This is a genomic window from Herbidospora yilanensis (genome assembly GCF_001570565.1).
GTDB lineage: Bacteria > Actinomycetota > Actinomycetes > Streptosporangiales > Streptosporangiaceae > Herbidospora > Herbidospora yilanensis.
Genome location: NZ_BBXE01000024.1, coordinates 114,046 through 135,767, shown reverse-complemented (window position 1 = coordinate 135,767; position 21,722 = coordinate 114,046). Strand labels below are relative to the sequence as shown.

The window sequence follows — 21,722 nt, the reverse complement described above, 5'->3', positions numbered from 1 at the left end:
AGTGACAGCCCAGGAGGTCCGATGTCTGACAGCACACCCGATTCCGCCGTCGAGGCGGAGCCGACCGACGAGTCGATCGACGGGGTCGCCGACGGGGCGAACGCGGAAGACGAGCTCAAGCGGAAGTTCCGCGAGGCTCTCGACCGTAAGCGCCAGGCGCAGTCCGACCGCAACGGGAAGGGTGCCCGGGGGTCGTCGAAGATCCACGGCACGCATGAGGCCGCCGGCGGCAAACGTTCGTTTCGCCGCAAGAGCGGGGGCTGACATCCGCTGAAAGGGGCCGCCATCGGAGGGGGGCCTTCCGATCCGCGTGATCCGGGCGCACTATGGAAAGTGACATCCTGGGCGAAATCGCATGGAGCGGCTGTGCAAGGTCACCTTCCGGCGGCGGTCCCGCTGCTGTCCCGAGGCAAGCACCGCAACCCGCGCAAGGGTGCGTGTTTCATGGAGTTCGCGTCCTATCTGGCCGGTGAGCGCTGGAGCGACCACCCGGCCTGCACCCACCCGCTGCTGGCGGCGATGGCGCGGCTTGTCAACGACTACACGACCGACACCAACCGGCAGCGGCTCGCGCCGCTGATCCCGTCGGTGATCGGACTCACCACGAACGATCCACGGGCCGACGTCCGGATCGCGCTGCGCGCGGCCACGACGGCGCTGCCGGTGGTCGCGGCCGAACGGCAACTGGCCCTCGCGGTCTCGGTGCTGGCGGCCGAGCACGTCCTGGCCGACCTCGAAGGCCGGGAACCCGGCCTCGAACCGGCCAGCCAGGAGGCGCTCGACCTGGTGCCCGACGCCGCCCGCTGGGCCTACGGCTTCCGCAGCGGGGTCAAGGTGTCCCGCCGGGGCTTCCGCCGCTACGCGGCCCCGAACACGGTCCAGCTCGCCGTACGCGGCGTCTCACAGGCGTGCGTCGACGATCCCGACCTGATCCTGCGGGAACTGCTGACCACGGCCATCGACGAGGTCAGGGCCATGGTCGGCCCCGATCAGGTGGAGACCCGGCCGGTGGCCTTCAGAGCGGGCCGATAGAGGGCGCCACCGGCGAGGATCGCCACACAGGCCGCGCCGAGCATGAAGCCCCAGCTCACGTCGGTCAGGTGGTGCATGCCCCGATAGAGGCGCGAGGCGGCGATGGCGAGGGGCACGCCCAGGCCGATCGCGAGCAGCACCCACCGCAGGATCGCGTGCCGGTGCAGGTGCAGGGTGAGCACGGCGGCGACGCCGAAGTAGAAGGCGACCCCGGCGCTGGTGTGCCCCGAGGGCCAGCTCGACGTCGGCGGCGCCGGGTCGAGGTGGGCGACCTCGGGCCGGGGCCGCTGCGACACGACCGTGGAGGCCAGGAAGATCAGCGACTGCGACCACACGGCGAAGATCAGGAAGACCGACTCGCGCCAGCGTTTGTAGGCGATCCGGAAGCCGATCGCGAAGATCGCCGTGGCGACGACGATCACCGGCGTGTCCGAGAACGACGAAACGACGTCGGTGACCCCGTTCCAGAACGGCGACCGCTCCCCCGCGACCTCCCGGCTGACCGCCTCGTCCCGCTCGATGAGCCAGCTGTCCCCGAGCACGTTGACCAGCAGCAGCCCGGTGCCGAGCGTGGCGATCAGCAGGGCCAGCAGCGGCAGTAACACGCGCCGCCCGACCTCCTTGTAGTCGACCCGCTGCCAGGGCCGCTGACGGCCGCGGGCGGCCATGGGGGTCTCGGCGGGACTCGTCGTCACCATTGGGGGCTCCAATCTCGGGCTTTCATCGAAGCCGTCATCGGGGTTCGCTGTTGCCGTTCGGAGCGGCGAACTCGGGTTCGACGCCCTCGATGTGGGGTTCGACCGGCCGCCGGCCCATGCGCCGCCGCCACGCCTCGAATCCGGCCGCCGTGGCGGCCACCACCGCCAGCGCGAGGATCACCCCGGCCACGACGTCACTGACCCAGTGCACGCCGAGGGCGACCCGGGTGAAGGCGACCGTCAGCGAGACCAGCGCGGCCAGCACCCAGGCCACCACGCGCCAGAGGCCGTGCAGCACCGGCAGCAGCAGGAGGACCAGCGTGACCGCCCCCAGCGCCGCGTTGAGGGCGTGGCCCGAGGGGAACGACCAGCCGGGCGCCCAGGAGACCGGGTCGGGCAACATCGGCCGGGCCCGCTCCACGGCGACCTTCACCGCCAGCCCGATCAGCCCGCCCGCGACCACGGTCGTGATCGCCCAGATGGCCAGCCGGGGCGCGCCGCGCAGCAGCGTGTAGACGGCCGCGGCGCCGACCAGCACCCGCCACGTCTCGGGGGCGAGCGCGTTCGTGATGAACTCCATCGCGCGGGCGAACCCGGGGTGGCTCAGCGCGTAGGAATGCAGATCGGCGGCCACGCCCTGGTCGAACCGGTTCAGGGGCGTGAAGGCGCTCTTCACGAGGATCAGCAGCAACATGAACGGGACCATGAGGATCGTCGCCGCCAGGATCGCGGCGGTCAGCCGCGCGCCCAGGGCGCCATCGGGTCCCAGCAACCATCGGCGCATCTCCGTCATGCGCCGCCGTGCTACCCCGGGGAGGGCGTGCCGAACATCAACAGCCGGTGCGCAGCGGCACCTTCGCCGACCACCGGCCGGAGGTCACGTCCTGGGCGCGGGCGTAGGCGTCGGCGGCGCCGGAGCAGTGGGGCAGGCCGGTCTTCTTGCCCCAGCTCCCGCCCGGGTAGCCGGGGAACTCGGCGGCGGCGATCACGCCGCTCCAGACCAGGTCGCCGCCGGAGCGGCGGACGTACAGCCTGACCTGGCCGACGTTGTAGTGCGAGCCGTTCAGCTTGACGACGTGGCCCTCGGTGGTGATCCACAGTTTCGCGAGCATGCGGCGCGAGTCGGCCGCCGCGTTGTCGGCCTTCGCCTGGGCACGCACCGAGGGGATGACGCAGACGTCGTCCTCGTGGAAGGCCTCGCGCCAGACGTAGCCGTCGACGCAGGCGTGCGTGCCGTCCACCCAGCGGGTGGCCTTGAGCGTGTTGTCGGCCAGGGTGCGGGCCCGCGTCGCCGGGGTCACGCAGACCTTGTCGGCGGGGCGGGCGGCGCGGAAGACGAAGCCCTCACGGCAGGGCTGCGGGGCGGCGGAGGCGGGGGCGGCCGTGGCGCCGAGCAGGAGGGCAGCGGCCGTGAGGGTACGCAGGATCATCGGTGGTGCTCCAGAAGGGCGTGGGTGTTGCCCTCCCTTATGCACCGAGGCGCCTGCAGAACGCTTGCAAGGCGAGACGTGGCTCCCCGCGAAAGAGCGGCGAGGACGCTTCCCCTTATTTGACATTTGGTCACAAAAAGGATACAGGTCGACGTTTTCTCACTTTTTGTAGCGATAGAAGCCCTTTACACCTTCCTTATCGTCAGGCGCGATCACGCTGTCGATTCTCGCCGAGCGCCGGGTGGACTGACCAGTGGAAACGCGCCGGGCCGTGGTCATGAAAAAAGACGACGGGCGTTCGCGAGGGCTGCGGACATTCGTTTTCGGTCGCCACATAAGACCACTCAGAATTTCTCGCTTTACGTGACAGCGGAGTCGTGAAACCTTTCTGAGTGGTCGAGTGAGGTCGGCCCGGAAAGCAGGGGGTCACGTGACACGTGACGGGGAAGATCGGCCGGGAATCCCGCGAGAACACCCGGTGGCCGGACACAACCACACCAAGAATCGCGCGACGCGGAACCGCCCGTGAGCATGCCCGCCTACCGGCTCGACGGTTTCTTCTTCGAGTTGTGCGACTGCTACACGATCTGCCCATGCTGGATCGGCCGTTCCCCCGACGACAACCGGTGCACGGGGGCGTTCTGCTGGTCGATCGAGAGCGGCACGATCGGGGACGTCGACGTCTCCGGGCGATCGGTGGTGAGCGTCTCCTTCCACACCGGGCATCGTGACACCGGCGGGCAGGAGGTCACGCTCTTCGTCGACGACGGCGCCGACGACGCCCAGTTCGCCGCGCTCGCCACGACGTTCACCGGGGGCAACGGCGGGCCGCTCGGCGAGCTCGGCCGCCTGATGGGAGCCCTGCGTGAGGCGAGCCGCGCCCCGATCAGCCTCACCACCCAGGACGACCACCTCTCGGTCACGGTCGGGCGCATGGTGAGCGGTGCCGGAACGGTCGTGCGCGGCGGCGACGGCGCGATCACCGAACTGCGCAGCGGGCGGCTCAGCGAGGTGCTCGGCCCGCGCGCCGAAGTGGGCAACACCTCGGCCTTCCGCGTCGACCTGGGCGGGCAGGCCGCCTCGGTGCAGGTGACCGGCCGGGCGGCGATGCGCGGCCCGTTCCGGTACGAGAGCCGGGGTGAGCCGTGACCGGCCCGGCGGCGAGCTCACGCACCACGATCGCGATCGCGGCCGTCGCGGTGGCCGGGACGGCCGGGCTGCTGGCGTGGCAGCTCTCCCCGGCGCGGTCGCTGCTCGAACACGACCTCGCCGCGGGCTGGGCGGGGGTCGGCTGGTTCACCCTGAGCTGGTCGCTGATGACGGTCGCCACCATGCTGCCCACCTCGTTGCCGCTGCTGCGGGCGTTCGCCCGGATGCTCGCCCACCGGCGCGACGCCGACCGGCTGATCGCCACCGTGGTCGCCGGCTACCTGGCCACCTGGGCGGTGGCCGGGCTCGCGTTCGCCGCGCTCGACGCCCTCGTGCGCGCGGTCGTCGCCGGCACCCCCTACGTGTGGGCGGTGCCGTCCCTCTCCCTGCTGGTCGCCGGGGCCTACCAGCTCTCCGGTACGGCGGCCCGGTGCCTGACCGCCTGCCGCACGCCGTTCGGGATCCTCGCCCGGCGCTGGGCGGGACGTCGGCCGCACACGGAGGCGGCTCTGATCGGCCTCGACCACGGGCTCTACTGCCTGGGCTGCTGTGCGGGGCTGATGGTGGTGATGTTCGCGGCCGGGATGGCGAACCCGGTGTTGATGATCGCGCTGGGCGGCGTGGCGGCGCTGCACAAGCACGCGCCGTGGGGCGCCTCGCTGGCACGGGTCACGGGTGTCGTGATGATCGTCGCGGCGGTCGCGATCGGCGTGGCGCACCTCACCGGTGCCGCCGGACATGGAGGTCACTGATGTCGGCGGACAAGGGCGCCTGGTCGCCGCCCCGGCCCGTGCCGCACCTGCCGGGCGTGCTGCGCGACAAGAACGGGCAGAATCCGGTCCCCGACGATCGTGGTCTGTTCGTCATCCACGCGGTGCTCCTGCACACCGGGAAGGTGCTCTGGTTCTGCGGGCACGCGGAATACCTCGACTATCCGCTTGAGGCGTACGTGTTCGATCCCCGCAATCCGGGCGCGCCAGCGGTCCGCAAGCCGTTCCTCAACGGCGCGGATCTGTTCTGCTGCTTCTGCGTGCAACTGCAGGACGGCAGGATCCTGGTGGTCGGCGGTTCCCAGCTCGACCACTTCGTCACCGGTGGAACGTTCAACCCCCGGACCGACTACCGGGGCAGCGCCGGATCCTCCACGATCCACATCTTCGATCCGCGCATGGGGAAGAAGGGCGGCGAGTGGGTGAAGCCCGCCTCGGGGCCCAAGCTGCTCCAGGGCCGCTGGTATCCGACGGCGGTCGTGCTCGGCGACGGCAGCGTGCTCGTGATCTCGGGCCGACGCGAGGAGGCGGACTTCCGGCCCGCGCCGGCCGGGTGGCCGGTGCCCAAGCTGGCCGAATGGGTCACCAACCGCGGCATCGCCCAGGTCGTCGAGCACCTCAAGCCGCCGGACTACCAGCCGAAGGCGGTGACCGGCGCCGACCGCATGATTCCCATCTACCCGGGCATCCACCTCGCCCCCGACGACCGGCTCTACACCACCCACACCACGTGGGGCCAGGAGATCGACGAGCCGCCGCCCCACGTGCCGCCGACCCTGTCGCTGACCGTCCGGCCGGCGGGCGGCACCCTCACCGGGGCCTGGACCGAGTACGTGCTGCCGACCGCCAGGGCCACCCAGCCCGAGCGGGAGGAGGGCATGAGCGTGATGCTGCCGGTGGTGCTCAATCCGGCGACCAAGCAGCGCGATCCCACGTCGGTCGGCAAGTTCCTCGTGGTGGGCGGCGGAAAGGCCGTCGACGCCACCGGCGCGTCGCTGGTGCGCCGTCCCATCGCCACCCCGGTCCCGCCGTGGACGATCACCCGGGCCCGCGGGCTCGGGCCACTGGCCTTCCGCAGGCAGAGCATCACCACCCGGCAGCCGGTCGAGATCCTCGACACCTCCATCTTCCGGTCGCCCCGGTGGTCGGCGGTGCCGGGGTTGAACCGCCCGCCGCGGATCAACTGTCACTGCGTGCTGCTCCCGGACGCCACCGTGCTCATCCTGGGCGGCCACGACGCGTACAAGTGGCATGCCAAGGCGAACAGTACGGAGGCCGACGCGAAGGGCGTGCCCAAGACCACGCCGACGCTGGAGGTGGAGATCTTCACGCCGGGCGGAGGGTTCCACCTCGGGGCGCCGATGCGTCACCCGCGGATGTACCACTCGATCGCGATGCTGCTCCCCGACGGCTCTGTGATCGTCGCCGGTGGCGCCGATCCCAACGAGCACGAACCCTCGCTCCGCTTTCCGTCCTCCTTCAACGGGCGGGTCTACCCCGGCACATCACGCCTGCTGGCCCCGGCACCCGCCCATGCCACTGTTCTTGAGGTGGACATGCGCACACCGGTCTACCCCCTGCCCTTCGCGTCCCTCCCGCCCCAGACGACAGTGATCATCGATCGCGGCCCCAACGAGATCAGGACCACCCTCGTCATGCTCGAACCGGTGCCGGCCACGTCGGTGTTGCGCTACCTCCGGATCGCCACCCCGCTTCCCCGCGGCATCGCCGCCGGGACCCGCGTCGACTTCGAGCCGGGGTCCACGGGCGCCCCGATCCCCCGAGTCAACGAGTGGTTGTCAAGCGTGACCCCGCCGCGGAGCGAGCGCTTCGACTTCTCGACGCCGCTCAACCGCAAGGACTACGAGATCTACCAGCCGCCCTACTTCTTCAAGCCCGGCACCCGGCCGGTGCTCCCGCCACTGAAACCGGGCGAAGTCATGGTCCGGTACGGTTCGACGTTCACGGTCCGGACCCCCGACGCGGCCCGGATCACCCGGGTGGCGATCATGCGCCCGGCCGCGGTCACCCACCACACCGACACCGAGCAGCGGTTCATCGAGCTGCCGTTCACCACCAGCGGCACCACCTCCCTGAAGGTCACGATGGTGCCCGGCGCCGACAGCTCGCTGGTGCCACCCGGCTACTACATGTTGTGGATTCTCGACGGGGCGCTGCCCTGCGTGGAGGCCCGCTTCATCATGATCACCGGGGCGCCTCCGCTGCGTTCACCCTCGGTGCCGACCGAGGCGCCGCCGCCGTTGCCGCCGTTCGCCCCGAACCAGGCCGGCGAAGGGAGCGACCGTGGCTGATCCCGGCACCGCGGAACGCCTGGCGCTGATGCTCGGCTCGGCCCTCGCCGATCTCGGCGCCGAGTTCGCCGACGACCCGCTGGGCGTGCTCACCGATCTCGGCCTGTGGATCCCTCCCGATCTGGTGTCGCCGCGGCTGCGCAGCGCCATCGCGGCCTGCGCGGCCTCGGCGCAGGAACTGCCCGGCCTGGTCGGCGAACTGGCCGAGGCCGTCGAGGCCGACGCCGGCGCGCTCGAACTGGCCGCGAAGGCCGCCCCGCTCGTCGTCGAGGTGACCGCCGTGATCAGGTCGTTCGACACGATCGCCGACGAGATCGGTGACCTCGACCTCGGCGAACTCGCCGGCAGCGTGGAACAGTTCGCCCGCGAGTTGCCCAAGCGCCTGCTCGATCGCGTCGTCGCCCGCTACCTGATCGACGGCCGGCCGATCCTCTCCGGCGTGCTGACCGGGCTCGGTGTCCTCGGCACCACGGTCGTGAACGCCGGTTCCACCGAGCCGGCGCTGCCGGAGACGAGGGTACGCGTCGTCGACTTCGCCAGGATCGGCGTGTTCTTCTCCTCACCCGAGACGGCGTTCGGCTCGCTGTTCGGCTGGGGCACCCCGCAGTTCGACGGCGCCGCCCTCATCGACCTGCTCTACGAGCTGCTGACCTTCCTCGGTGTGCCGGTCGCCGCAGGCGTCGACCCCGGGCCGCCCGAGCGCCCGTTCATCGAGTTCTTCCTCGCGGCGCTGATCCCCACCGAGCCCTCCGTCACCCCACCCGGCCTCGACCTCATCGCCAAGACGGGGCTGGCCGACGGGATCGATCTGACGGTGCCCGTCGGCGGCGGTTTCGTCCTCGCCCTCGGCGCCGGCGGGGAGATCCAGGCCTCGACCGGCATCCGGATCCAGCCACCGGCCGACGTCTCGGTGATCCCGCCCCAGGGCACGGTGCAGGGCACACTCTCGGCCGGGCTCGACAGGGTGCCCGCGCCGGGCCGGGACAGGGTAGTCCTGCTGGGCGTCGCCGGTGGGACGGAGCTCAGCGCGAAGCGGATCAGGATCCGCCTCACCACCTCCTTCGCGTGGGACGTCGCCGCCGGACGGGCCACCGGCGACGTCGGAATCGAAGGCGCCGTCGAGGGCGGCCGGCTGGTCATCTCGCTCGCCGGGGCCGACGGGTTCGTCGCCGGCGTCATGTCGGGCTTCGCCCTGGAGGCCGGCTTCGACCTCGGGTTCGGCTGGCGGGCCGGATCGGGGGTGTTCTTCACCGGCAGCGGCGGGCTCGACGTACGGATACCGACGCACATCCAGCTCGGCCCGATCGAGATCGACGCCCTCGCGGTCCGGGCGGGCATCGAACCGGCCGGGTTCCCGATCGACCTGACGGCCACGATCACGGCCTCCCTCGGGCCGCTCCGCGCGGTCATCGAGAACCTCGGCGCCCGCGCCCTCCTCGGGCTCCCGCCCGGTCACGACGGCAACCTGGGCCCGTTCGACCTCGAATTCGGGTTCAAGCCGCCCACCGGCGTCGGCCTCTCGCTCGACGTCGGCGTCGTCAAGGGCGGCGGCTACCTGTACGTCGACGCCGAGCGCGGCGACTACGCGGGCGCCCTGGAGTTCGTCATCGCCGACTTCCTGACGGTGTCGGCGATCGGCCTGATCACCACCCGCAACCCGGACGGCTCCCCCGGGTTCTCGATGCTGATCGTCATCACCGCCGAGTTCCCCGGCGGGGTCCAGCTCGGTTTCGGCTTCGTGCTGCTGGGCGTCGGCGGGCTCCTCGGCATCGGCCGGACGATGAACCTGCGGGCGCTGATGGAGGGCGTGCGCACCGGCTCGGTGGAGCGGGTGATGTTCCCCCGCGACGTCGTGGCCAACGCGCCGCGCATCCTCAGCGACCTGCGCGCCTTCTTCCCGGCCAAACGGGACACCTTCCTGGTCGGTCCGATGGTCAGGATCGGCTGGGGCAGCCCGGCGCTGATCACGGCCTCGGTCGGGGTGATCGTCGAGATCCCCGGCAACATCGCCGTCGTCGGCGTGCTGAAGGTGGTGCTGCCCACCCCCGACGAGCCGCTGATCCGGCTTCAGGTCAACTTCGCGGGCGCGGTCGAGTTCGACCGCAAGCGGGTCTACTTCTTCGCCTCCCTGTACGACTCCCGGATCCTGTTCATGTCCGTCACCGGAGAGATGGGCCTGCTGGTCGCCTGGGGCGAGGAGCCCGAGTTCGTGGTCAGCGTCGGCGGCTTCCACCCCGCCTTCGACCCGCCTCCGCTGCCGTTCCCGGTGCCCAGGCGGATCACGGTCGGCATCCTCGACGAGGACTGGGGCCGGATCCGGATCACCAACTACTTCGCCGTCACCGCCAACACGGTGCAGTTCGGCGCGGCGGCGGAGTTGTTCTTCAAGTTCAGCGCGATCAGCATCCAGGGGCACGTCGGGTTCGACGCGCTGTTCCGGTTCTCGCCGTTCCACTTCGTCGTCGACATCTCCGCGTCGGTGTCGCTCAAGGTCTTCGGCGTCGGCGTCTTCGGCATCCACCTGCAGTTCGCGCTGGAGGGCACGTCGCCGTGGCGGGCCCGCGGCCACGGCTCGATCTCGTTCTTCTTCTTCACGGTGTCGGCCGAGTTCGACGAGACCTGGGGTGAGCCGAAGCACACCGAGCTGGATCCGGTGAACGTGTTGCCGATGCTCCGGGCCGAGCTGGAGAAACCCGAGTCGTGGCGGGCGCTCTCGCCGGGCGCCCATCTGTTCGTGTCGCTGCGCGACCTGCCCGACTCGGGACCGGGGTCGCTGGTGCTGCACCCGGTCGGCTCCCTGGAGATTCGGCAGCGAGCCGTGCCACTCGACATCGGCATCACCAAGGTCGGCGCCAGACGGGCAGCCGACGCGACCCGCTTCGCGATCACGGTTCAGGGCGCCGCGTTGCGCAAGCGCGCCGACGTCACCGAACCGTTCGCCATGGCGCAGTTCCAGGAGATGGACGACGCGGCCAAACTCTCCCGCGCCTCCTTCGAGCGGCAGCGTGCGGGGATCGAGGTGGTGCCGACCGGTGCGGGCGCCCAGTCCGCCCGCATGGTCCAGCGGGCCGTGCGATTCGAGGAGGTCGTCGTCGACGACCGGTTCCGTCGCCGGCGGCGCCGGTTCCAGCCGATCGCCGGCGGCTTGTTCGGCCATTTCGTCGCGGGTGCGAGCATCGCCGGCTCGCCGGTCTCGGCCGCCTCCGGCCGGCTGCTCGATCCCCACCAGGACGGTGTGCGGGTCGCGGAGGCCGGATTCGTGGTCGCCTCCACGGTCGACAACCGCGCCACCTCGCAGGTCTTCGGAAGCGAGTCGGCGGCGCGGGATTGGCTGAACGACCGGGTCGCCGGCAACCCGAACCAGGCCGGCCTGATCCACGTCATCCCCACCTACGAGGCGGCGAGCGCATGACCGACATCGGCACCTACTCCTTCCTGCCGTGGTTGCGGCGGGGGGTGGCCACCCTGATGTCCGCCGCTCCCGGCGGGACGACCCGGGCCCGCGTCGGCGTCGACCTGACGGTCACCGGCCGGACCGCGGGCGGCGGCACGATCTCGGCGCCCGTTCACCGGGACGTCGAGTTGTACGGCCCCGGCGACGTGACCGGCCTGGACTCCCGGTCGATCGTGCGCACCGAGCCGTGGCCCGGGATCACCGACTTCGAGCCCAATCACCTGCCGTTCGTCGAGTTCTACGACGAGGACCTGCCGTGGCGCTACACCCCGGCGCCGCCGGACGGGTCCAAGCGCCTGCGACCGTGGCTGGCCCTGGTCGTGCTGGCGGAGGACGAGTTCACCGAGGGCGCCGCGGGAGACCGGCCCGCGCCCTTCGTCATCGTCCCGGACCCGGGCGTGTTCCCCTCGGCCGACGAGTCGTGGGCCTGGGCGCACGTCCACGTCAACGGCGGACTGGGCGCGGCCGGGACGGTGCTGTCCGACGACATGTCAGCGGTGCTGCCGCGGCTCGACACGGTGGTCGGGGCCGACCCGGACCACGGGCTGGCCCGCCTGCTCTGCCCGCGCCGCCTCAGCCAGGACACCGTCTACCACGCCTTCGTGATGCCCTCCTTCGAGAGCGGCCGGCTGGCCGGGCTCGGTCTCGACCCTGACGCCTCGCCGACCGCCACGCACTCGTCCTGGGGCGACTACCCCGGCAGGGCGGAGCCCGCCGCCCACTGCTACTACCACCGCTGGACCTTCCGCACCGGCACGGTCGGCGACTTCGAGTATCTGGTCCGGCTGCTCAAGCCCCGCCGGATGGATCCGCGTGTCGGCCGTCGCGACATGGACGTCCGCGCGCCGCTGCCCGGTCTGCCCGGCATCGACGTTCCCGGGCTCGGCGGCCTGCTCCGCCTGGGCGGGGCGCTGCGGATCCCGGAGATCAACCTCGACCCGACGGCACGCGAGGAGGCCGAACGGTACGAGAACTGGGACGTCCCCTTCCCGCACCCGTTCCAGACGGCGCTGGCCGATTTCATCGAGCTGAGCGACGACTACGCGACCGGCGACGCGGCCGACCCCGACCCGGTGGTCACCCCGCCCCTGTACGGCCGCTGGCACGCCCGGACCAGCCGTCTGCTGGAGGCCTCGGAACCGGAGCTGACCGGCAACTGGGTGCACGAGCTCAACCTCGACCCTCGGTTCCGGGTGGCCGCCGGCTTCGGCACCGCGATCGTGCAGGACAACCAGGAGACCTATCTGGCCGCCGCCTGGCAGCAGATCGGCGAGGTGCTGGAGGCGAACAGGCGGATCCGCCTCGGGCAGCTCACCCGGGAGGTGGCGGGCGGCCTGTACCACCGCCATCTGGCCGCGCAGACGGCCGCCGACCCCGGGCGGGTCCTGGCGATCACCGGTCCGGCGCATCCGCGCATCGTCCACGACGGGGTCACCGTCGCCCATGGCCTGGCCGCGAGCGTGGCAGGGAAGGGTCCGCTCACCCCGGCGATGCGCCGGATCAGCCGTCCGGGGTCGGCCGTGGTGCGGGCGCTGGCCCGCTACGGCGACCCGCCCCGCCGGCTGCTGGCCGCCATCGCCGGGCAACGGGCCACCGCGGCCCGGCCGAAGGCCGCCCCACCGGGCGTGCCCACCTCGGCGAAGCTCGTGGCGGGCCTCGACCATCACCGTGACCGGGCCTCCGTCCAGCTCGCCCGGGACGACCGCAAGCCCGAACTCGTCGCCGACCTGCCCCGGTGTGGCGGCTTCACCGTGACGGAGCCCGGCCGGGAGGTCCCCGATCTGGAACCGACGTCGAGCGACAGCCCGGACGGCATCCGGATCAAGGACGCTGTCGAGGGCAACGCCGAGGTGATCCGCGCCTCGGCGGAGGCCGGCGCCGAACCGGCCCGGCCCGGCATCGACGTCGGCGAACTGGCCCAGTCCGTGCTGGACCTGCTCGACCCGGAGGTGACCGTGCCGCGCCAGGTGTTGTCCGGGATCTCGCTCCCCGGCCGGATGGGCGTGACCGGGTTACGGGAGGTGCTGGCCTACCCGGAGATCGACGTGCCGATGTACCGGCCGCTCGCCGGGAAGTCGTCGGAGCTGTTCCTGCCCAACCTCACCCTGATCCCGCCCGACAGCATCACCCTGCTGGAGACCGACCAGCGGTTCATCGAGGCGTACATGGTGGGTCTGAACCATGAGATGGCGCGCGAGCTGCTGTGGCGGGAGTATCCGACCGACCAGCGGGGCAGCTGCTTCCGGCAGTTCTGGGACCCGACGCACCAGCTCCCGGTTCCCGGCGAGAGCGCCGCGCACCGCCGGGAGCGGCTGCGGGACATCCCGCCGCTGCACACCTGGGCGCTCACCTCGCCGCTGGGCGGCCACGACCCGCGCGACCAGGACGACGGGCCCGCCGCGGAAGAGGTGGTCCTGGTGATCAGAGGGGAGTTGCTCCGGCGCTACCCCACGGCGGTGATCTACGCGCAGCGGGCGAAGTGGCGCCGGGCCCAGGACGGCACCATCGACCCCTCCGCCGAACGAGAGCTCGACGACCTCACCCTGGCCGAACAGCAGAACCCACCACCGGCCAAGCTGCGCGCGCCCCTGTTCGGCGCCAAGATCGAACCGGACATCACCTTCCTCGGCTTCGACCTCACCGCGGCCGAGGCCCTCGGTCAGGACCCCGCCGAACCCGACGCCGATCCCGGCTGGTTCTTCGTGTTGCGCGAGCGGCCCGGGGAGCCCCGCTTCGGGCTCGACGTCGAGCGTACGGGCGACCTCAACGTGTGGAACGACCTGGCCTGGGACGACGTCGCGCCCGGCCTGCCGTTCATCCCGGTCGGCCCGGCCGCGCCGGTCCACCACCTGACCGAGCCGGTCGGCCCCGACGCGGAGAAGCACGACCAGTGGGCCGACGACCGGTTCCTCCACTGGGGGGCCGACCTCAACTCCTCCGAGGTGGCCTACATCCTCTACCAGGCTCCGGTCCTGGTGGCCGTACACGCCGGGGAGCTGCTCGGTGACGTCTGACATCCACTCCCGCCACCGCCGCGTACGCGCACTCGCCGCGGAGGCCGCCGGTCTGCGCACCGGCATCGCCGACGCCGACGCCCGGCTGACCCGCCTGCGGCGCGCCCGCGACGCCGAGGCCCGCCGGACCGACCCCAGGCTCTCCGGGCCGCCGCGACCACTGGCCGGGCTCGGCGACGACATCGCCGCCGCCGAGACGAGGCTGGCCAGGCTGCGGGAGGCGCTCCGCCGGGTGGAGGCGGGCCTCGCCGAGGAGCTGCGGGGTTTCGCCGAGGTGTCCGACCCCCGCGACGCCGTCACCGGCCTCGACGGCGGGACGCCGCTGTTGCTGATGCCGCTGCGGATCGAGACCCGGTTCACCCCCACGGAACTGTGGGTGCGGATCTATCCGGACCAGTGGGCGGTCGACGGCTTCGAAGAGCGGCTCAGCGACACCGAGGTGGTCAACGCGACCCGGTTCTGGGCCGGGGTCTTCCGGGCCGGGGGCGACGAGGGCATGCGCCGGGCCGCGTGGCGGGCCCTGGTGGCCGCGTGCGGCAGCGGCCGCGCCGGCTGGGTCGTCGACCGGTTCGCCCCGCTGACCCCCACCGCCGAGCCGGTACGGACCTCGCCCGACGAGGTGATCCTGGTCGTCGCCGGCGACCTGACGCTCACCGCCGCGGAGCGCGACGCCGCCGCGCGGTACTGGGAGCTGGTGTGGCGGGCGAACGGCGACCCCGGCGGCGCCTTCGCGGCCGAACTGCGCGGCGCGGTGGGTGACGCGCGGGCCGACACCGTGCTCGGCCTGCCGCCGCACGCGTTCGAGGAACGGCCCGAGGGCGTCGATCCGGAGCAGGCGCAGGTCACGGTCGTTTTCTGCGAGCTGCCTTCGCCCGCCGACACCAAGCTCTCCGCCTGGACCCTGGCCTCACGCGCCGGGCTGCTGCCGGACCGGATCGTGCTGATCGGCCGCGAGTCCGGACAGACCGTGCTGGAGTTCACCGGCGAACCCATCCCGCCGGCCCTGGCGGTCGGCCCCGATCCGTCGGCCGGTCCCGGTGACCAGTTCCGGATCGAGAACGGCGAGCTGGTGATGCCCGACGACCTGCGCTGGATGGTCGACTTCGACGCGGCGGTCGGCGTGGGCATGGCCATGCGGGTGCCGCTGGAACCCCGCATGGAGAACGGGTTCGACCGGCTCTTCGCGGTCGGGATCCGGGCGGGCGCCGGCCCCGGCGACGACCAGAAGGACCTGGAGGAGCTGCTCACCCATCACCATCGCAGCCGGTCCGGGATGTCGATCCCGGCCCAGGGCACTCCGACCAACAACACCGAGGGTGTTCCCTCCGGGTTCAGCCGGCTCGACGACCCCGACCTCAGCTACGACCGCTACCTGGGCACCGGATCGCGGCTGGTGGACGAGCCGCGGTGGGCGGCCAAGCAGGACGGCCAGTGGCTGGCGGAGTGTCTCGGCGTCGATCCCGCGGTCTTCGGCGCCGTCGCCGGGGCCGCCGGCGGCGATCAGGCGGAGTCGCTCGCGATGAACACCGCCCTGTGGCCGGCCACCTGGGGCTACTTCCTCGAGTCGATGATGTGGCCGCTGTTCGGCGACGACGCCGTGACGCACACGCGGAACTTCTTCCTCGGCCACGTCAGCGGCAGAGGGCGGATCCCGGCGCTGCGCCTGGGCCGGCAGCCCTATGGGATCGTGCCCGCCACCGCGTACGCGCGGTTGCGATTCGGCACCGGCGGCCCGGGAGATCCGCGAGACGCGGCCGACCTGGCGACGCTGACCACGCTCGGGGATCTGCTCGCCGTCCTGACCGCCGACCTGGCCAAGATCATCGACGCGGTCCCGCACGCGCACGCCGCCACCGGCGACCCGCACCAGACGCTGCTGGACGTCGTGGCGCTCCACCCGGCCTCGGTGGAGTTCCACCAACGCTACGCCGAATCGGTCAGCGACCTGTTCAACCGGTTCCGATTCGACAACCTCGGCCGGGACTTCCTCGACGTCTGGAACGCGCTCGGCCACGTCGCCACCGGCCGCCAGTTGCTGGCCGGGCTCGGGTACCGCGGCGACGACACCCCCGACATCCTTCGCAAACTCTTCCACACCGCTCAACACAGACTGAAAGGGCCGGTCATCGATGACCGGCCGCTGTCGGAGGAGGCTCCGATCCGGGCCTACTGCGACGACGGGCGCGACTACCTGCGGTGGCTCGGCGACGCCGGCCGCTCCAAGCTGGAGGAGCTGCGGCAGGAGACCGGATTCTCCGGCGGCCAGGAACCGAACGCCCTGCTCTACGTCCTGCTCCGCCACGCCGTGTTGTTGTCGTGGTGGGACGCGGCCATCCGGCTCCGGCTCGAATCCGGCGAGATCACCCCCGCGGAGCTGCTCGCGGCCCGGCGGGAACCACCGTTCGTGCACGTCGCCACCGGCCAGGGCACCGAGAGCCGGTGGAGCGCCCTCTACGACGAAGCGCCCGGCATCACCGGCGACCCGTTCCGCCCACTGCACGAGACCATCCCCGACCTGTTCGACAAAGCGGCCGTCAGCCGGCTCCGGCAGGTCATGGACGCGATCAAGGCGTTGTCCGGTCTGCCGACCGCCCGGCTCGAACGGCTCCTGGCCGAACACCTCGACTGTGCCGGTCACCGGGTCGACGCCTGGCGGCTCGGCCTGGCCACCCGCCGCCTGCTCGACATGCGCGGCCTGACCCCCGGCGACGGAATCGACGGCGTACGCCCGGAGCCGCGGCGCGGCATCCACGTCGGCGCCTACGGCTGGCTGCACGACGTACGCCCGGAACCACGGGAGCTCAAACCGGTGGAGCTCCCGGACGAGCTCAAACCCGCGTTCGACCACGGGTCCCCTCTGGTGCGGGACAGCGCCAACGGCGGGTTCGTGCACGCCCCGTCGCTGAACCACGCCGCGACCGCGGCGATCCTGCGCAGCGGCTTCATGGCCAACGCCACCCCCGACCATCCCGACACGTTGGCGCTCAATCTCAGCTCGGGGCGCATGCGGCTGGCGATGTCGGTGCTCCGGGGCCTGCGCGAAGGACAACCGCTGGGGGGCCTGCTCGGCCACCGGTTCGAGCGCGGGCTGCACGACCGGCACACGCTGGCCGAGGTGGACGTGGTCATCCATCCGCTGCGGCAGGCGTTCCCGCTGACCGGCGATCGGGACGGCCGGATGGGCGTCGACGGCCTGGAGCTGGTCCGGCACGTGCGCGAATCGGGCCTGTCCTCCTACCCGTTCGGGCGCACCGACCTCCCGGCGGCCTCGGCGGCGCAGCGGCAGGCCATCGATCTGGAGGTGGAGCGCCTGCTGGACGTGCACGACGCGATCGGCGACCTGGTGCTGGCCGAGAGCGTGCACCAGTCGGTGCTCGGCAACGCCGACCGTACGGCGTCGTCGCTGGACACGATCGGACGCGGCGGCTTCCCGTCCGACCCCGCGATCCTGGAGACCCCCGGGCGGGGCGGTACGCTGACGCACCGGGTGGCGGTGCACCTGCGGACCGGGCTCGACCACACCTCGTCCCCGGTCGGCGGGGTCGCGATGACGCCGCGGGCGATGGCGGAGCCGGGAGTCAACGAGCTGGCCGCGGCGATGTTGCCGCCACCCGCCGAGGTGGTGGCCCGGGTCCGCTGGACCGGCCACGACGGCACCGCGCGGGATCTGCTCGTCAGCCAGGCCGACCTCGGACTTCAGCCGATCGACCTGCTGTATCTCGTCCGGCTGGAGTCGCGGGCCGCGCTCGGCGAACTCGACGAGCGCATCCTCCGGCACGTGGCCGCCGCTGCGGGGCTGCGGCCCGACGTGACCCCGATCGTCCATCTGACCGAACGGGTGCCGGGGAAGGCGACCTTCTTCGAGATCGCCCCGCACGTCGCTCACCTCCGCTCTCTGGTGACCACGAGCAGGCCCCTGCGGGCCACCGACGTGCTCCGCACCGGCGAGGCCCGCGCGGCCGCGGACACACTGGTGCAGGCCGACCGGGATCGCGTCGCGGCCGTCGCGGCCGAACTCGACGGCCATCTCGACGAACTGGCGGCCCTTCGCGCCGCGATCGACGCGGCGGTGGAGAACCCGGCGCCCCCGGATGTCGACGATCTGGTGGCTCAGGCGGGCGCCGCCCTGGTCGAATCAGGCCGGTTCGGCCTGCCGAGCGGAGGAGCGGCCCAGCTCGACGCGGCCCGGGCCGGCCTCTTCGGCGACCTCCTGGGTGCCGTGGCCGCCCTGACCGGACGCTGGCGGGCCCGGCTGGCGCGCGCCGACGACGCGCTCGCCCATGACGACGCGCTGCCGCCCCCGGCCACCGACGCCGAACGCGTCGCCGTGCTGCTCCGGGCCGACCGTGAGCTCCGCGGCAGCCCGACCAAACCGGTGCCCACCGACCCCGGGCCGTTCCGCGCGGCGATCGAGACGCAGCGGGCGTCCTTCGCCGACCGGCTGGCCGGGTTCGAGGCGGTCGCCGGCGTGGCCACCGGCCTGGCCGACGCGCTGGAGATGATCTCCGCGCTGCTCCCGGTGGACGACTTCGACGCCGAGCCCTTTCCCGTCGGCGGGTTCGCCGACCGGGCGCGCGCGCTCTGCCGGGACGCGTCGGCCGCGCTCAGCCTCATGATCACGCAGGCGACGGCGCGGGGCGAGGCCGCGGCGGGCCACCTCGCCGCCCACGACCTCGCCACGACGGGCCGGTCGAAGGTCGACGCGCTGACGGCGGCCGTGACCGCGCTGCTCGGCGCCGACGCGGTCTTCGTGCCGGAGTTCGCCCTCCCCGAATCCCTGGCCGCCGAATGGGACGCGGCGTTGCAGTGGAGCCGTACGGGCGGGCTGCTGGCGGGGCTGGCGTCGCGGTCGTTCCCCGTCGACGACTGGCTGCACGGCGTCGCCCGCGTGCGCGGACCGATGCGCGCGTGGGAGGAGGCGACCCTGCTGGCGGGCGCGTTCGGCCGGCCCGAGCCGGAGCTGACTCCGGTCCAGTTCCCGCACGCCACCGAGCCCTGGCTGGCGCTCGAATGGCCCCCCGGCACCTCCGTCACCGGCGATCGCCTGCTCTACACCGCCCACTATCCGGCCGCGTTCGATCCGACGGCGCCGCAGGCAGGGCTGCTGCTGGACGAATGGGTCGAGGTCGTGCCCGACGACACGGCCACCACCGGCATCGTGTTCCACCACGACAGCCCCGACTCCGAACCCCCGCAGGCGATGTTGCTCGTCGTGCCACCCGACGCGAGCGCGGGCTGGCGCTGGGACGACCTCGTCGCCGCCCTGGAGGACACCTTCGACCTGGCACGCCAGCGCGCCCTCGAACCGGACGCCATCGCGCAGACCGCGTACGCCGCCTTCCTCCCGGCCACCCTGTCCGAGGCGACGGAGCGCGGCCTCGGCATCTCCGCCAACCTCGCCGTCAACAACGACCTCTACCGGATCATGCGAGCCGACCATGCCTAATCCCCTGCTGATCCAGAACCTGCGCGCCGTGCTCGCCGAGCGGCAGCGGCCGTCGGTGACGCTCTGGAACCGGGTCGAGGGCCGCCCGCGCTCGCCCGACTTCGATCGTGCGCTCCGCGCCGAGATCCGCGACGGGTTGTGGATGCTGACCCGCCAGTGGCAACTGGGCGAGTTCCACGGCGACGACGCCGGGTCTCCGGTGCTGGCCAAGGTGCAGGTGGCGCAGGCCGCACCGGCGACGTTCCAGGCCCGGGACGCGGCCCCGGCCGCCTACGACGCGAGCCGGCCGCTGGAGACGGTGGCCGAGCGCCGCCCGATCGACCACCTCACGGCCGGCGGGCTGGGCGCCCTCGACCTGCGAATGATGCTCGGGCGCCGTTTCCTCAAGCTGATCCCGCCGGTCTACCGGCAGGCCTTCATCTCCCGCTACGCCTTCACGGTGCCCGGCGCCGACGACGACGCCGACACCGAACGCGTCGCCCATCTGGAGGTGTACGCGCTGCTCCAGTCGCTGGCCGGCCGAGCGATGGACGGCTACCTGCTCTACCGGCATCTGGTCGCGAGCCCGTCGAACACCCCGCTTCCCGGCATCCCGGTGGCGGACGCCGACAAACCGGCCATCGTGGCGGCCGGCCTGGAACTGGTCGGCTGGTTCGAGGCGATGATCGAGCGTCCCGAATCCGAGCCCGCCTGGGACCCGGCCCATCTGGAACACCGGTTCGCGGTGACCATGAACGTCGCGGACGGCGCCAAACGCCTCGTCGCCGAGGAATACCCGGGCGGCCGGCTCGACTGGACCGCCTTCTCCGTCGACCCCGCGGGCGGCCGCGCCGCAGGCCCCCTCGCCGAAGCGTCGACCACCCTCCCGACGGCGACCCGCTTCACCGGCATGCCGGACAGACGCTGGTGGGCCTTCGAGGACGGGCAGACCAACCTCGGCGATGTCGGCGTGAAGACCACCGACGTGGCCGGCCTCCTCTACCTGGAGTTCGCGCTCGCCTACGGCGGCGACTGGTTCACGATCCCGTACGAGATGACGACCGGAACCCTGGCCACGGTGGCCGGCCTCGCCGTGACCAATGTCTTCGGCGAGCGGTTGTGGATCGAGCCGGCCGGCCGGGGCGCCGACGACGACTGGCGGCGCTGGTCGATGTTCACGCTGGACGTGGCCGGGACCGGCGCCGAACCGGCCGACCTGTCGTTGTTCCTGCCCCCGGCGCTGGCGCAGTCGATCGACGGGCCGCAACTGGAAGAGGTCGTCTTCATGCGCGACGAGGTCGCCAACCTCGTGTGGGCGGTGGAACGCGTGATACCGCTCGCCTCCGGGGCGGGCAAGCGGGGGTCGGAAGCCGCCGAGGAGAGCCTCGCCCACCGGAGACGACTCGCCGGCCTGCCCCCGGACGGCCCGATCACCGGCGACGCCGCGGCCCCGATCTCCTATCGGACCATGACCACGGTGCCGGAGAACTGGATCCCGTTCGTCGTCGTGCACGTACCCGGCGACGTACGGGAGACCCAGCTCCAACGAGGCGCGATGATCCGCACGATGGAGGGCGCACCACCCGGCGCCCGGATCCGCCCGCGCACCACGCTCCTGCGGGTCGGCCTCGACCAGGCGCCGGCCGCCCCCTACCACCTGTTCGAGGAGGAGGTGCCGAGAGCCGGCACCCGTGTGTCGCTGGCCTACCAGCGCACCCGGTGGCAGGAGGGACGGGTGCTGCTCTGGCTCGCGGCGACACGGGCGGCCGGCTCGGGCGAGGCGTCCAGCGGGCTGAGGTTCGACCACCTCCTCCCCACCCCACCGGGCCCTGGGTCAACGGGTCATATCGTGGCGTAGACGACTTTCCACACACCGCCGTAGAGGCACTGGTCGGACACCTTCGTGTGCTTGGCCTCGGAGCAGACCTTGAGCTCGACCAGGGTGGCGTTCTTGTAGGTGAAGCTGTAGGACGCCGGCGTCCGGTAGGTGCAGTCGCGGAACGTCTTGTGGGTGAAGGGCTGGTTGCCGCCCTTCTGGTAGGTGATGCGGAAGACCGCGTAACCGCAGGCCGAGCCCTTGGTCAGGTCGCCGATCTTGCCGCTGACCTTGATGTCGGCGTTCTCGATGACGGCGCCGGGGTTGGTGATCACCCCGGAGAGGGAGCCCTTGGTGTAGGCCCGCTTGCCCGAGCTGTAGCGCTCGAACTTCTTGGCGGGGGCCTGCTGGGCGAGGCCGGTCTTGGAGGCGACCGGGGGGTTGTCGGCGAAGGCGGGGGCGGAGGGGACGAGGACGATTGCGAGAGCTGCGACGAGGCCGCCAAGGAGGCGCACGGCTGGTTCCCTTCGGGGGGTTTTCGCGGTTTGTGGTATTACCATCTCCGAATCGCCTTGCACGACGCTTACGATCCGGTTATGACGGCCCTGAACGCCCGGCGAGT

The 21,722-nt window shown here is 72.1% G+C and carries 13 protein-coding genes; 9 read left to right on the top strand and 4 right to left on the bottom strand.

Features of this window, described 5'->3' with window-relative positions; all coding sequences use genetic code 11:
* The first annotated feature begins 21 nt into the window (after positions 1 to 21).
* Positions 22 to 264 (top strand): DUF5302 domain-containing protein, encoded by a 243-nt coding sequence (locus AW273_RS19060; RefSeq protein WP_063910016.1) that lies wholly within the window; start codon positions 22 to 24, stop codon positions 262 to 264.
* 102 nt (positions 265 to 366) lie between these two features.
* Positions 367 to 1,032, top strand: a complete 666-nt coding sequence (locus tag AW273_RS19055) for a hypothetical protein (RefSeq protein ID WP_062349678.1) — start codon at positions 367 to 369, stop codon at positions 1,030 to 1,032.
* On the opposite strand, the gene AW273_RS19050 is transcribed toward AW273_RS19055, so the two are convergent.
* From AW273_RS19050 to AW273_RS19040, 3 genes are read right to left on the bottom strand one after another with little or no spacing between them, the layout of a single operon-like run.
* Positions 990 to 1,730 (bottom strand): phosphatase PAP2 family protein, encoded by a 741-nt coding sequence (locus tag AW273_RS19050; RefSeq protein ID WP_062349677.1) that lies wholly within the window; start codon positions 1,728 to 1,730, stop codon positions 990 to 992. The genes AW273_RS19055 and AW273_RS19050 overlap by 43 nt on opposite strands.
* 34 nt (positions 1,731 to 1,764) lie before the next feature.
* Positions 1,765 to 2,523 (bottom strand): phosphatase PAP2 family protein, encoded by a 759-nt coding sequence (locus AW273_RS19045; protein WP_232327498.1) that lies wholly within the window; start codon positions 2,521 to 2,523, stop codon positions 1,765 to 1,767.
* A gap of 37 nt (positions 2,524 to 2,560) precedes the next feature.
* The gene (locus AW273_RS19040; RefSeq protein WP_062349676.1) at positions 2,561 to 3,160 is read right to left on the bottom strand and encodes a hypothetical protein; all 600 of its coding nucleotides are present in this window, start codon (positions 3,158 to 3,160) and stop codon (positions 2,561 to 2,563) included.
* Between the two features lie 531 nt (positions 3,161 to 3,691).
* Here AW273_RS19040 and AW273_RS19035 point away from each other — a divergent pair.
* The 7 genes from AW273_RS19035 to AW273_RS19005 are packed head-to-tail and all read left to right on the top strand — an operon-like array spanning position 3,692 to position 21,142.
* On the top strand, positions 3,692 to 4,309 hold the full coding sequence (locus AW273_RS19035) for a DUF1326 domain-containing protein (RefSeq protein WP_062349675.1): 618 nt from the start codon (positions 3,692 to 3,694) through the stop codon (positions 4,307 to 4,309).
* Positions 4,306 to 5,061: a DUF2182 domain-containing protein gene (locus AW273_RS19030; RefSeq protein ID WP_062349674.1), complete on the top strand. Its 756-nt coding sequence runs from the start codon at positions 4,306 to 4,308 to the stop codon at positions 5,059 to 5,061. Before AW273_RS19035 ends, AW273_RS19030 begins: the two co-directional genes overlap by 4 nt.
* Positions 5,061 to 7,391: a DUF1929 domain-containing protein gene (locus tag AW273_RS19025; protein WP_062349673.1), complete on the top strand. Its 2,331-nt coding sequence runs from the start codon at positions 5,061 to 5,063 to the stop codon at positions 7,389 to 7,391. The genes AW273_RS19030 and AW273_RS19025 overlap by 1 nt, the downstream gene beginning before the upstream one ends.
* A complete protein-coding gene (locus AW273_RS19020; protein ID WP_062349672.1) occupies positions 7,384 to 10,803 on the top strand; it encodes a DUF6603 domain-containing protein in 3,420 nt (1,139 codons plus the stop codon). Before AW273_RS19025 ends, AW273_RS19020 begins: the two co-directional genes overlap by 8 nt.
* Entirely contained in the window at positions 10,800 to 13,859 is a 3,060-nt protein-coding gene (locus AW273_RS19015) for a hypothetical protein (protein WP_062349671.1), read from the top strand. The genes AW273_RS19020 and AW273_RS19015 overlap by 4 nt, the downstream gene beginning before the upstream one ends.
* Entirely contained in the window at positions 13,849 to 19,305 is a 5,457-nt protein-coding gene (locus AW273_RS19010; protein WP_062349670.1) for a hypothetical protein, read from the top strand. The genes AW273_RS19015 and AW273_RS19010 overlap by 11 nt, the downstream gene beginning before the upstream one ends.
* Positions 19,298 to 21,142 carry a hypothetical protein gene (locus AW273_RS19005; RefSeq protein ID WP_062349669.1) on the top strand — a complete coding sequence of 615 codons (1,845 nt, stop codon included), beginning with the start codon at positions 19,298 to 19,300 and terminating at the stop codon, positions 21,140 to 21,142. Before AW273_RS19010 ends, AW273_RS19005 begins: the two co-directional genes overlap by 8 nt.
* Here the strand turns inward: AW273_RS19005 and AW273_RS19000 are convergent.
* A complete protein-coding gene (locus tag AW273_RS19000) occupies positions 21,127 to 21,615 on the bottom strand; it encodes a hypothetical protein (RefSeq protein ID WP_062349668.1) in 489 nt (162 codons plus the stop codon). The two genes, AW273_RS19005 and AW273_RS19000, sit on opposite strands and share 16 nt — an antisense overlap.
* Between the last annotated feature and the right edge of the window lie 107 nt (positions 21,616 to 21,722).

Excerpts from the sequence above, each read along its gene's own strand:
- AW273_RS19050 (WP_062349677.1), bottom strand. The coding sequence starts at position 1,730 with ATGGTGACGACGAGTCCCGCCGAGACCCCCATGGCCGCCCGCGGCCGT.
- AW273_RS19005 (WP_062349669.1), top strand. The coding sequence starts at position 19,298 with ATGCCTAATCCCCTGCTGATCCAGAACCTGCGCGCCGTGCTCGCCGAG.
- AW273_RS19060 (WP_063910016.1), top strand. The coding sequence starts at position 22 with ATGTCTGACAGCACACCCGATTCCGCCGTCGAGGCGGAGCCGACCGAC.
- AW273_RS19015 (WP_062349671.1), top strand. The coding sequence starts at position 10,800 with ATGACCGACATCGGCACCTACTCCTTCCTGCCGTGGTTGCGGCGGGGG.
- AW273_RS19025 (WP_062349673.1), top strand. The coding sequence starts at position 5,061 with ATGTCGGCGGACAAGGGCGCCTGGTCGCCGCCCCGGCCCGTGCCGCAC.
- AW273_RS19035 (WP_062349675.1), top strand. The coding sequence starts at position 3,692 with ATGCCCGCCTACCGGCTCGACGGTTTCTTCTTCGAGTTGTGCGACTGC.
- AW273_RS19040 (WP_062349676.1), bottom strand. The coding sequence starts at position 3,160 with ATGATCCTGCGTACCCTCACGGCCGCTGCCCTCCTGCTCGGCGCCACG.
- AW273_RS19045 (WP_232327498.1), bottom strand. The coding sequence starts at position 2,523 with ATGACGGAGATGCGCCGATGGTTGCTGGGACCCGATGGCGCCCTGGGC.